This is a genomic window from Bartonella sp. B23, assembly GCF_053793815.1.
Genome location: NZ_CP200033.1, coordinates 1,636,816 through 1,650,547 on the forward strand (window position 1 = coordinate 1,636,816; position 13,732 = coordinate 1,650,547).

Annotated in this window: 7 protein-coding genes; 5 read left to right on the forward strand and 2 right to left on the reverse strand. The window is 37.4% G+C overall.

Annotation, left to right across the window (positions count from 1 at the left end; translation table 11 throughout):
* Positions 1-358 precede the first annotated feature (358 nt).
* Both V4B17_RS07130 and V4B17_RS07135 read left to right on the forward strand, forming a co-directional pair.
* The gene (locus V4B17_RS07130) at positions 359-2,320 is read left to right on the forward strand and encodes an autotransporter assembly complex protein TamA (RefSeq protein ID WP_455479445.1); all 1,962 of its coding nucleotides are present in this window, start codon (positions 359-361) and stop codon (positions 2,318-2,320) included.
* Entirely contained in the window at positions 2,320-6,954 is a 4,635-nt protein-coding gene (locus V4B17_RS07135) for a translocation/assembly module TamB domain-containing protein (protein WP_455479446.1), read from the forward strand. Before V4B17_RS07130 ends, V4B17_RS07135 begins: the two co-directional genes overlap by 1 nt.
* 1,026 nt (positions 6,955-7,980) lie before the next feature.
* Here the strand turns inward: V4B17_RS07135 and V4B17_RS07140 are convergent.
* Positions 7,981-9,747 carry an ABC transporter ATP-binding protein gene (locus tag V4B17_RS07140; protein WP_455479447.1) on the reverse strand — a complete coding sequence of 589 codons (1,767 nt, stop codon included), beginning with the start codon at positions 9,745-9,747 and terminating at the stop codon, positions 7,981-7,983.
* A 224-nt stretch (positions 9,748-9,971) separates the two neighbouring features.
* Positions 9,972-10,490, reverse strand: coding sequence for a translation initiation factor IF-3 (infC, locus tag V4B17_RS07145; RefSeq protein ID WP_455479448.1), 519 nt, complete (start codon positions 10,488-10,490; stop codon positions 9,972-9,974).
* A 192-nt stretch (positions 10,491-10,682) separates the two neighbouring features.
* On the opposite strand from infC, the gene V4B17_RS07150 reads away from it, so the two are divergent.
* The 3 genes from V4B17_RS07150 (at position 10,683) to dapE (ending at position 13,658) form a co-directional block, all read left to right on the forward strand.
* Positions 10,683-11,492, forward strand: a complete 810-nt coding sequence (locus tag V4B17_RS07150; RefSeq protein WP_455479449.1) for an alpha/beta hydrolase — start codon at positions 10,683-10,685, stop codon at positions 11,490-11,492.
* A 3-nt stretch (positions 11,493-11,495) separates the two neighbouring features.
* Positions 11,496-12,263, forward strand: coding sequence for a M48 family metallopeptidase (locus tag V4B17_RS07155; RefSeq protein ID WP_455479450.1), 768 nt, complete (start codon positions 11,496-11,498; stop codon positions 12,261-12,263).
* Between the two features lie 204 nt (positions 12,264-12,467).
* Positions 12,468-13,658 (forward strand): succinyl-diaminopimelate desuccinylase, encoded by a 1,191-nt coding sequence (gene dapE, locus V4B17_RS07160; protein WP_455479451.1) that lies wholly within the window; start codon positions 12,468-12,470, stop codon positions 13,656-13,658.
* The last annotated feature ends 74 nt before the right edge of the window (positions 13,659-13,732 follow it).

The window sequence follows — 13,732 nt, forward strand, 5'->3', positions numbered from 1 at the left end:
TATAAAAATCAAGAAGTCTTTACATGGTTTTCTGAAATGAGAGATCTGTGTGCTTGCGCAAGCTTTTGGAGTATAATTTGCATAAATTTAACCGTGGTTATATGTGGTCAAATAAAACATTTATAATAAGCTAAATGAGTGTGTTAGGAAAAAAGAAGCGAAACTATTTGTGTTGCATAGCAGTACGGGATTTTGTGAATATTAAGGGGAGGAAATGTTATGCAGCGCGAAAAAAAAGAATTATTTGATGTTATCAAATGTAGCAAATCTCAAGAATAGGCATATTTATCTTTCTTGTTTGGTGTTATTTATAGTACAAAGTAACATAATGTGAAGTGTATTAAGGGTGTCTGATTTGATGGTATGCTGGAAAGGATTTTTTTCAGAGTCAGGAGCCATGCGCAGTGTACTCATAAGTCTATGTTTTGTCTGTGCTTTTCCTCAGCAAGTTACGGCATTTGATTTTTTCGGCATCCCTCTTTTTGGTCAGAAGAAAAAAGATGTCTTTTCACATAATGTTAGCGGTACAGAGAAATTTTATCAGGTTTATGTTGTTGCTCCATTGGGGGCGCCGTCAGAAGGTATTAAAATAGTTAAAGATGTTTCTTCTCTTGTTGCTGATAAAAATAAAGCATTTAGTTCTTCTGGTCTATTAGCTAAAGCCCGTTCAGATTATCGAACAATTCTTTCTGCTCTTCACGCCGATGGACGTTATGGCAGTGTTATTAGTATCAAGATTAATGGTTTAGAAGTTGCCGATTTAAGTCCAGTAACTCAGCTTCCAGCACAATCTAATGTTGTTATTACCATTGATGCTGGTCCACAATACGTTTTTAGTGTTGCAGGTATCAATAAAGTTTCTCCATTCATAAAATATAAAACCAATCAAATGCCCACAATTGAAGAATTGGGTTATAAGGTTGGGACTATTGCTAAATCTGAAACTATTCTGAAAGCAGAAAGGTGGGCGATTGAAGGGTGGCGTCAACAAGGTTATGCCAAGGCGCAGGTTGTGAAGAGTGAGGTAGTTGCTGATCATGCTGCACGTCTCATTGATGCACAGATTACCGTTGATCCAGGAAAAGAAGCTTATTATGGTTCTTTAAGCGTGCGTAATGTTAGTAAGAATCCACGTGTGGATTTAGCCTATATTGCATGGATGACAGGATTGAAGGTAGGCCAAAAATACGATTCTAATGCATTAGCTAAGGCGAATGAAAGACTTGCACGACTTAATGTTTTTCGTGCTATTAATACACATGAGGCTGATACAATTAATCCAGATGGTAGTTTGCCGCTTACGTTTGTTTTACAAGAACGTAAGCCGCGCCGTTTCGGTGCAGGTGGTAGCTATTCAACATTAGATGGTGCTGGTTTTGAGGCTTATTGGATGCATAACAATCTTTTCGGCCACGCGGAACACCTTAAAATTGAGGCGAAAATAAGCGGCATTGGTAGCCACAAGGAAAAGTCATATGATCCGAAGAATTTTGATTATCTTTTCGGTGGTACCTTTATAAGACCTGGTATACTTACTCCTGACACAGACTTTAGGACAGAATTGAAAATGCAGCAAGATGTCTTAGAAAATTATACGACAAAAGCCGTTAGAGGAAAATTCGGTGTAACGCATATCTTGAATGGTAGTCTATCGGGACAGGTTGCTTTAGAGGTTTCTAATGGTTATTCACGTGATGCTTATTTTGGAAGTCGCCATTTTACCACAATCGGATTACCCAGTAGTTTGATTTATGATAGCCGTAATAATAAATTTAATGCGGCAAAAGGTTTGTATGGTGAAGTGTTTGTTGAACCTTTTTATGAAATGCGTTCTAACAATTTTGTAGCAAAAATGACTGTAGAAGGCCGTTCTTACTGGACACTGGATAAAAAAGACTGTTTTGTTTTTGCAACACGAGCAAAGTTTGGTGCAATCCTTGGGAGTGATAAAGCACAAGTACCTTCGGATACGCTCTTTTTCGCTGGTGGTGGTGGATCTGTTCGTGGCTATGCTTATCGCAATATTGGTATCAAAACAGAAAATGATGCTGTTGTTGGTGGACGAGCACTTGTTGAGGGTACAGCAGAATTACGCTTTTCTTCAAATAGTAAGATAGGACTTGTCAGTTTTCTTGATGGAGGGGTTGTAGGGGAGAAGGCGGGTTTTGATTTTTCCCAAAAAATTAAATGGGGAGCTGGCATTGGAGGTCGCTATATGACAGGTCTTGGTCCTTTACGGATAGATTTAGCTTTTCCTCTTAAGCGGGAGAAAGGTGATCCCCGTGTTGGTTTTTATGTGGGTATAGGGCAATCGTTTTAATGAAAAAAACTGTGCATTCATTGGCTTTCTTATTTGGATTTTTGTTTCTTTTTGTGAGCACTCTTGTTTTTGCACAGGGAGGCGGTTTATTTTCTGGCAAAGCAAGAGCTGATGATGGTTCATGGGTTGTTTCTCTGATTGAACGCGGATTTTCAGCGCCTAATCGCCAAGTACGGTTATATAATGTGCAAGGGACACTATCTTCTCAAACGTCAGTTGATACTATTACTGTGAGTGATAAAAAAGGTGTATGGCTCAAAATTACCAATGCTAAAATGGATTGGAACCGCTTAGCGTTGCTGAGAGGGCGTATGGATATCAACAAGATTTCGTTTAAAAAGATCACATTTTTACGCAAACCACAAGGCAACTCTTTTCTTGAGGTTGAGAAGTTTTCTTTACCGAAATTGCCATTTGCCATTTCTATCGATACCCTTACGGTTGAGCATGTAGCGTTTGAACAGGATCTTTTTGGTTTTTTTGCTGATGTATCCTTAAAAGGGAATTTAACTTTAGCTAATGGTGTTTTTAATGCCGATTTAGTGGCTCATCGTTTAGATGCACAGGGATCTTTTTCTGTTTTAACGAAGATCTCCAATATCAACCGTACAGCTAAAATTGACATTTCTGCAAATGAACCGCAAAATGGTATTTTGGCCAATGTTTTGAAAATTGAAAAGCGCCCTGCATTAAATTTTTCTATTAAAGGTGATGGCACTTTTGATGATTTGGCCATGAAACTTTGTTTAAAAGTCGATCACCATCCTATTTTAGATGGTGATGTTACTCTTGCAAGTATTGAAGAAGGACACAGTCTTTCTGCTAAATTAGTAGGCACACTTGGCTCTTTAATGCCTCCACAGTATCGTAGCCTCTTTGAATCTGATATAACATTGCAGGCAAAGGCAAGAACGACAAAAAAGGGAGTAACGCACCTTGATAATATGGTCATTCAGGGAAAAGCAATGAATATTGTTGCCAATGCTGAAATGACAGCAGATGGATTTTTACGGCGTCTTTTTGTTGATGGTAAAATGGCTTTTGATAAGAAAAATGGAACTGCACATTTAGCAGCGTCGGAAGTGCCAATACGTATAGAAAATCTTGCTTTAAACATTGATTATGGCCGCGAAGGGAAACAATCCTGGAATGGACGGCTTGTCGTACATCAGTTGAGCAATAAAAATATTCGTATTCGTGATGCAATTTTTGATATGGGGGGAGTGAGTGAAAATCTTGATAATACAGCCTCTCGTCATGTTGGTATTCAGGTTAAAGGAATACTTCGGGGGATTGATAAAAATATAGACACTTTAGGACACAACATAGGTCAAACAATTCATGTTTATCTAGATACAGATATTTTTTCTAGAAAACCTGTTTTGATCCATGATTTTAGTGTTACGGGTCATGATTTTTCTGCTTGGTTAAAGGGGAAAATGGATAATTTAGTTTTTAAAGGCGATCTTGGTCTGAAAACGCAAACGCTCGCTTCTTTTAACCTGTTAAGCAAACAACCACTATCAGGTAGCGCAGATATTAAAGCCAAAGGAACAATTGGTTTAATAAGTCGCACTTTTGATCTTGAATTATCAGGGATGGCTGACGATATAAGGATAGGCATGGAGTCTTTCGATAATTTTTTCAAAGGAAATTTTACTCTTTCAGGCGGTGCTTCTTACAATACGGCAGGTTTGGTTTTGCGCCGTTTGGATCTGAAAAATCAATACACAGACATAAAAGCTGATGGATATTTTTCAAGTGAGAGAGCTAAAATGGATTTTTATGCTAAAATATCTGACCTTGCCAAATTGGATTCAAGAACAAAAGGTGCGCTTACAGTTCAAGGTACGGCTAGAGGGGACAATAACCTTATAAAGCTTGACACACGTGCCCATGTTGCTGAAGCATTTTTAATGGGAAAGAAGCTACAAAACACGACACTTACAATAAAAACACTGGTGGATAATACATCGCTGGTACCTTCTTTAACGGGCTCTGTAAAGGGTGAAGGAACTTTTGCTAAGAAGCCATTGTATTTATCGGCTTCTTTTAAGGATTCTCATCAGATTCTAAAGATTGAAGATATCGATATGAGAGGGGGAAATGCAAAAATAACAGGGGATCTTTCTCAAACGAAAGGTTTCGTTGAAGGTGCTTTGCATATTGAAGCTGACGATATTTCAATGATTTCTGCGTTATTTTTGCAGGAAGGCAGTGGAAAAATAAGAGGAGATTTTGTTTTTAATGAACAAAATGGCAAACAAAAAGTCAACCTAAAGGCGCATGTCGACCGTTTAAATTTTGCAAAGAATAAAGTTAAAAAGTTAGAAATCAAAGCGGATATATTTGATCCTTTTAGCATGACACAGTTTGAGGGTTTTATCAATGCAGAGCATGTCCAAACGCCTTTGATGATGATTAATCATTTGAGAGCTCAAGCTAACGTTAAAAATGGGCAAACAATTTTTACGGCTCAAGCGATGTTACCTAATAATACGAATGCACAACTTTCTGGCCGTATGATTGCGATGGAATTTCCAGAAGGTGTAAAACGAGAAGTACAGATTGAAACTATAGATGTTAAACAACGCAATTTTCATGCAACATTACCTAAAGCGGCTACGATTGTTTTTGATAAAAATGGAATGACAATAAATGAATTAGCAGTTGCGATGAACGGAGGAAGAATTATATTTGCAGGAAATGTGCGAGATACCCTTAATGTTCATCTTACAATGAATGCGTTTCCTGCTGCTTTAGTTAATCTATGGAAATTTAATCCTGGAGTATCTGGTACTGTAACAGGGCATGCTGTAATTCTTGGTAATTTTAAAAAGCCTGATGTAACTTATGATATAAAATGGGAGGGGCTGACAACCGCTGCTCTTCAAGATAAAGGAATAATGCCTTTCATGCTTACTGCTAAAGGCAAAACAGCAGATAAAAATCTCATTTTAAATGCAAATTTAACTGGAGAAGGGCTGCAGGCACGAGCACAAGGTCATATATCTTTAGATCAAAATAAGCTTGATCTCCATGTTAACTTGCAGGATTTTCCTGTACGTTTGGTTAATAATTTTATTGCAGGGCAAGCGCTTGGAGGAACGATTATAGGTAAGGTCGATATTGGTGGAACAATGAAGGATCCATCTGCTTATTTTGAGCTTTCTAGTCAAAGCTTAACCGCCATGACGCATAAAGGTCCTGTGTCAATCAATATGAATACACGTGGTTCTTACAAAAAATCAACTTTTTACATTGAAAATATGGTGGCAACAGGAGACAAAGGATTAGATCTCTCCATAAATGGACCTGTTTCCTTAAATGGTCTAGAAGCTAATTTAAGTGTTAAAGGAACGACACCTCTTTCTTTTGTTGATCTATTTTTAGCTAAACGCGGTGCGCATATAACGGGCACAGCAAAGATTAATACAACTTTAAAAGGTGCATTATTTCAGCCACAATTGATAGGGCATCTTTCTATAGTTGATGGTAGTTTTTTTGATTCAAAAACAAATTTAGGACTGAACAATATAACCATTGAAGGTAAACTGAATGGAGATAACATTCTTATAGAAAAAGCTTCAGCTTCTTCATCTGAGGGGGGATTCGTTTCTGCTTCAGGCCGTATCTCTAGTGATTTACAGCCAGATTTGGTATTTCATTTTGATCACGCCAATTATAATGATGGTTCTATGATTCTTGCAACGTTATCAGGAAAGATGACAATGACGGGTCATTTTTTAGACAATCTTGTTATTGGTGGTGATATTACAGTTGAAAAAGCTGAAGTTTTTGTTCCAGATCATTTTCAAAACGCACAATTTCTTGATATTAAAAATAAAAATTTAACCAAATCGATTCAAAAAACACTTGAGCGTGCTGATATTAAGAATACCAATACAAGTTCTAAAATCTCTCAAAAATCTTCCTCTGTTGTATTGTCAAATATGCGTATTACGGCACGCAATCAGTTTTTTGTACGTGGACGAGGTTTAGATACCGAGTTAGGAGGACGTATTAACATAGCAGGTCCATTGAATGATGTGCACCCAGTTGGTGAATTTCAGATGATTCGTGGACGTTTTGATATTCTTTCACAGCATCTTAATTTCGATCAAGGACAAGCGAGTTTTAGCGGCAATCTTAATCCTATCATTTATTTTGTGGCAAACAAGAATAGTGGTGATATTCGCGTTACTGTTACTGTAAGTGGAACGATTGATAATCTTGATGTTCATTTTTCTTCACAACCTAATTTGCCGCAGGATGAAGTTTTAGCGCGTTTGATTTTTAATCGCTCTCTTAGTGAGTTATCACCGTTTCAGATTGCGCAGCTCGCGGCAGCGACAGCTGATCTTGCAGGTGCTTCTAATACATCTTTATTGAACACTCTACGGGCCAAAATTGGTCTTGATGATCTTGATGTTACCGTTGATGAAAAAGGGAATACGGGCCTACGTATTGGACGCTATATACACAATAACATTTATTTAGGTTTTGAAGCAGGGTCAGATGGAACCACGAAAGGAACAATTAATTTGGACATTTCTCGTCATCTCAAAGCTAAAGGTGCCATAGGAAATGAAAAGAATTCTAGTGTTGGTATATTTTATGAAAGAGATTATTAAGGATTGAAGTCGTGAAATTCCAGTTGCTTAGTTTATGCATTTAATTCTCTAAGCTGTGGGGAGATTGAAGCGTAGACTTGGAATTATACGTAAAGAAGAGGCTCTTTACCAGATCGTGAGAAGATACGTCTAAAGTGTTTGTTTTTTGTTTATCATATTCTCTTATGAGATAAGCTTTTCATTTGTGTACTTATTTTAACATCTCTGTTTGTTCCAATTCTTTTACTATAGCGTTGCCGGTGAATGGTAGAATAGAATTTCATCGAGTACTACTATCTTTCGCGCCTATGTAGGATAAAACCGTCACCGTCATTTTTTGGCAGATCTTAATGTTGTAATTGTTTTTGCATTGAGATGGATACGAGACATATTTACTCTCTTTTACAATGATTTTGTTTACACGCCAATTTTATTTGTGATGTGCGAGTGAACAATTTTTTCTTGTTCATCATAAAAGAGTTTGCAATAAGAGAATCTTACGATATTTTGATTGCTTATAAATGGCAAAGCGATGAGTTGTTGTAAATCAATGTATTGTATTTTTTGGAGAAGACTTTGATAAGATAGTATTCTTCGCAACATGTGGGGTTTTATGGTATTTCTTCCTTCGCTTTTTTCTTATGCTATTCTTAATTTATAGCCTGTAGTACACGGATAAGTACATACAAATGTGATATTGATCATCACAGTTCCACTATCGTAACTCTTAGAAAGTTTTCTCAAAATTTTGTTTCATCTTCCCCTATATGTATGAGGGTCATAACATTTACAGATGTTACGCTGATGTTCTGAAAAATGGGAAAAACTCTCGCTATTAAGTTCCTGTTTTTAAATAAACACTTTCAAGAAAACAATGGGTAAGGTTTTTAGTTGCGAACTTAGATATTTATTTTCATTAAATCGTATATCTTTTGCTAATCGCCGCACGTAATGTAATAACACATCCACGATATTCTATGGTTGTATACAAAGAAACAAGATCACTTATCCACTTCTTATATCAGATATTACTTAAATATCTAAGAATTAGGATGTATGCTTTTTGAATTGGATATTGTGGAGTTTTTTGTAAAAACCATTTTCTTTTTCCAGCAATTCCTTTTGGTTGCCTTGCTCAATCAGTTGACCATCTTTTATGACAACAATTTTATGAGCCTGAGCAATTGTTGAAAGGCGATGAGCAATAATAATAGTCGTACGCCCTTTTGTGAGATGATCAAGAGCCTCGTTAATTTGTTCTTCTGTGTGTGAATCTAGTGCACTTGTTGCTTCATCAAGAATGAGAATTTCACTGTCATGAAGCATTGCTCTAGCAATAGCGAGTCGCTGTTTTTGTCCACCTGAAAGATTACAGCCATTATCACCGATTTGTGTATCATAGCCATTTGGTAGATTCATAATAAAGTCGTGCGCATTGGCCGATTTTGCTGCTCTGATAATTTCATCATCGCTGGCTCCTACTTTTCCAAGTCCTATATTATACTTGACCGTTCCTTGAAAAAGAAAAGTATCTTGTCCTACATAGGCTATCAGACTTCTAAGGGAGCGGAATGTAGCATAGCGTATATCTTGACTATTAATCAATATGCGTCCTTTTGCGGGATCATAAAGGCGCATAATTAGATTAACAAGGGTTGATTTTCCTGATCCTGAAGGTCCTACCAATGCGGTTATTTTTTCGGGTTCTATTTCTAGATTGATGTTTTTTAACACCGTTTTGTTATCCGTATATGCAAAAAAAACATGTTCAAAACGGATGCTCCCTTGTTTTTTATCCAGATCTTTGGCTTCTTCGTGTTCTATAATCGTAAGGGGATGATCGAGTATTTCGTACATTGTACGTATGTTAACCAAGCCAGATTCAATTTTAACACGCACATTTGCAAGTCTTTTTGCCGGTTCATAAGCAAGAAGTAAAGCGACAATAAATGACATGAATTCACCTTGAATACCTGCCCGTTGGGTGGCAAGATAACCGGAAAAACAGATAATACCCGCAATAGCAATACCAGCGAGTGTTTCCATAATCGGATTTGTAATGGCTTGAAGCATTGCAATAGTATTTGCTTGTTTTTCAACATTATAAATGGCTTTGTCCATACGTTTTTTCATCAGTTCTTCTAATGAAAAAGCCTTGATGACTCGAATACCAATAGAGCTTTCTTGCACAATTTTGATAATTTCACCGAGCGAAAGGAGCTCTTTCTCCACAAGACTACGAATATGTTTTAAAGCCATTCGAATCCCCAAAAAAGCCAGTGGTCCCACTATTAAAGTAATAGCGATTAACATGAAATTTTGAATCAACATGACAAGCAATAGACCACTAACGGAAAGCAAATCACGCACAAAAGTTGTGATAATTGTATCAATGACATTGCGTGCTGCTGTGGCGTTGTGGGTTACGCGGACAAGAAGATCAGATGAAGTATTATTGTGATAAAAAGAAACACCCTGTTCCATAAGGCGTGCGTAAATTTTGCGCTGTTGTTCAGCGATGATGCTGTTGCCTGCTTTACTTAAAAAGTAAATTTGAGCAAAAGTTGCAATCCCTTTAAGAATAAAAATGAACGCAATGATGCTAGAAATCAAAACGATCATACCAAAATTTTGTGCATCAACAATATAATTGACCACGTCACGCATAATCCATGCGCTAGCTGCAGTTGTGCAGGAAATAATGATCATTGAAAGAATAGCTGCACTATACCAATATGCATGTTTATAAAAATTTTCTCGCAAAAGACGAAAGATAAGATGTGTATCAAAAGCAGAAATTTGTTTTTTGACCATGAAGTGCTTCTATATTTTATCGTTGTTTTACGCAAGACTAAAGCACTCGCATTAAAAACGCTTAGTCTTTATAATAAACAAGAGAGTATTCTCTTAACAGAGAAGTTAGCACACCACAATAAACACTTAAAAGCACTACAACAGCCATATGCAGTGCTTTTAAACCATATCCACACACTCAAACTCTAGGTAAGTTGCATTCTGTCCATTATCTCAATGAAAAATTACTTAGCTGCTATCACCATCATCATTTGACGACCTTCAAGTTTTGGTTCAGATTCAATTTTAGCAATTTCACTCGTATCTTCTTTAACACGCTGAAGCAGCTTTAATCCGAGGTCTTGGTGCGCCATTTCACGACCACGAAAACGCAAAGTAACCTTTACTTTATCGCCATTACCAATAAAGCGGTGAATAGCCCTAAGTTTGACGCCATAATCATGGATATCAACATTTGGGCGCATCTTAATCTCTTTGATTTCGATGATCTTTTGTTTTTTACGTGTTTCAGCTGCTTTTTTTTGGGTTTGATACTTCAATTTTCCCAAATCGATGATTTTACACACGGGTGGTTCCGCGTTTGGTACAATTTCAACCAAATCAAGCCCTGCGTCCGCAGCCATAGCAAGTGCTTCTTGTATTGCAACGATACCTTGATGCTGTCCCTCATCATTGATAAGTTGGACGCGAGGAACACGGATATCCTGATTTGAACGTGGCCCATCTTTTTGGGTAGGTGTCATTTTAAACGGTCTGCGAATGGTTTATGCTCCTTAATTTTGATTTATCTATAGCTTAATTTAATATACAATTATACACAGAAAAACAACTAGAATTCGTGCTTTTTTCATTATTTGATTTATGATTTTTGGGTTTAATTTGGAGGTAGAAATTTTTCTTTTATCAGTAAAAGTGTTTTATAGAGGACAATGATTATGGATCAAAATATTCCTTGCCAATTTTTTTCGTTTGAAAGTACTGCGCTTGCAGTACGTTATCGTAAAGGCAGTTGCTCTCCCGGTTTAGTTTGGCTTCCTGGCTATCAATCTGATATGTTGGGAAGCAAAGCAATGTTGGTTGATAATTTTGCACAGAAGAGTGGTTTGTCCTGTTTACGTTTTGATTATTCTGGCCATGGAGAGTCTGAGGGTGATTTTTTTCAAGGGACGATTTCACGTTGGGTTAAAGAAAGTTTAGCAATTTTTGAAACCTATTGTGAAGGGTCACAAATTTTGATTGGTTCCTCTATGGGAGGATGGATTGCTTTAAGACTTGCTATGATGCTAGCGCGAAAAAACAAGAGGCTTGCTGGTATGGTGTTGATTGCGCCAGCTCCTGATTTTACACAAACATTGGTAGAACCAGAGTTGGGCTCAGAGGAATGGAAAATTTTGGAAGAAAAAGGATATGTTGAACGACCTGCAGTTGGTGATGCGGAGCCAATGCCCTTTACAAAAGCCTTAATTGAAGATGGACGAGACAATTGTATCATGAATGGATGTATTGATGTTGGCTGTCCAATCCATATTTTACAGGGGATGGAAGATAAGGAGATACCCTATCAACATACATTGACTTTACTCGATCATTTGCCTTTAAATGATGTAATATTGACACTCGTTCGTGATGCAGATCATCGCTTTTCGCGTCCGCAAGATTTGGATTGCCTAGAGACGGCATTGAGGTCATTGATTGACCAGATTAATGCGAAAGAAGGGTCAAATTCACTTACGATGAAGATATAATGTATGGCCATCTATAAACAGCATTTTATTTTCTCTGATCGCGTTGTGCCTTTACAGATACGTGAACACAAGCATGCACGTTGTCTCACATTACGTATTAATGCGAGTGACGGAAGAATTTGTGCAACAATACCACCGGGGATAAGCTTCTGTTCAGTTCAAGGTTTTATTGAAAAGCACCGATCTTGGATTGAAGCACGCCTTGCTCACCTACAATTTTCTCACAAAAATTCTTATCTCAAAGAGGGTGTAAAGATTCCTTTATTGGGTGTTGCACATACCATAAGACATAGAGCAGGGCGTGGTGTGACGGAAATAATTGCAGGGGATGTAGGACAAGAACCTCAAATTGTAGTTTATGGACAATTAGAATATTTGCCAAGACGTGTTGCTGATATTTTAAAAAAACAGGCTGCGCTTACTATAACACCATTAGTTACACATTATGCACATAAAGTAGAGCGTAAAGTGAAGTCGGTTTGTTATAAAGATACGAAAAGTCGTTGGGGATCTTGTTCGGTAGATAGGCGCCTCTCTTTTTCTTGGCGTCTTATTATGGCACCAAAAGAAATTGTTAAATATATTGTTGCGCACGAGGTCGCCCATCTTATTGAAATGAATCATGGACCTAAATTTTGGACTCTTTGTGAAAAACTTTGTCCAGAAAGTAAAACATATCGTGCTTGGTTAAAGAAAAATGGTCATACACTACAAGCCATCAATTTTCATTCATATCAGTTGGATGAGTCTGGAAATATGAAAAGATCCTGAATAGAACACCATTTAATGGAACTTTTTATTGAGCTTTCCATTATGTATATGCTTCATCATATGGTGAAGAATTCATTGAAGCCTCAGCATGATTGTCTTCCCCTGCTTAGTTTGCTGAGGTCTTCAGTGTTTTTTCTTTATCTTTTTTGTAATTCAGCTTACTAATCTTCGATAATTCTTAAACTCAAGATTGGAAAAGTGCTTATGCCTGTCCTTACAGACTCACTTCAGCTTTTACGGGCACTCATTCGTTGTCCTTCTGTTACACCTCATGAAGCGGGTGCTTTATCAACTTTAGAACAGTTTTTAACAAAGATAGGATTTCGTGTTGAGCGTCCTATTTTTTCAGATAAAAATACAGACAATGTTGAAAATCTTTATGCAAAAATGGGAAAAGGGGAACCGCATCTTATGTTTGCAGGTCACACTGATGTGGTGCCGCCAGGTGAGCTGGAAAGCTGGACATATCCTCCTTTTGAAGGTGTAATAGAGCAGGGCAAATTATACGGGCGGGGTGCCGTTGATATGAAAGGTGGGATCGCTTGTTTTATTGCAGCATTAGCTCGGGTTTTAGAGAAACAGTCTATTAAAGGAACAATAAGCCTTCTGATCACTGGTGATGAAGAAGGTTCTGCAATTAACGGTACGGTCAAACTTCTCAAATGGGCAGAGCAAAAAGGGGAAAAATGGACTGCGGCTCTTGTAGGAGAACCAACAAGCGTAAAAACTGTTGGTGATGTGATCAAGATCGGTCGCCGAGGATCAATTTCTGGTATCATTACGGTTAAAGGGCGTCAAGGTCATGTTGCTTTTCCTGAACGGGCAGCCAATCCATTGCCCTTAGTAAATAAGCTTATTCAAGCATTGACACAAACAGCCTTAGATCACGGCACAGAAAATTTTCAACCAAGCAATTTGGAATTAACAGCTATTGATACAGATAATTGCGCAGTAAATATTATCCCAGCGCAGTCGATAATTCGTTTTAATATACGCTACAATGATCTTTGGACAAAAGAAACGCTCATTGCAGAAATTGAAAAGCGTCTCTCTTCAGTGCAATCAAAAAACAACAGCAATCAATACCCCTATTATCAGTTTGAATGGATTCCAAGTTTGGGGGATGTTTTTTTGACCAAAAATGACAAACTCATTAGAATTTTATCGAATGCTATTGAAAGTGTAACGGGAAATATACCAGAATGTTCAACTTCAGGGGGAACTTCAGATGCGCGATTTATTAAAGATTATTGTCCAGTGGTTGAATTTGGTTTGCCAGGGCAAACGATGCATATGGTAGATGAATGTGTACCCCTTGATGCGTTGGAAACCCTCACCTCTATCTATGAACGTTTCATTGTTAATTTTTTTGCAGAGAGATGCAATTGTTTTTAAAGCAGCTTTTTTTAAATTGAAAACCATAAATATTATGAAGCAAGTGATATGATAACGGGCTGAAGTCACAGGAA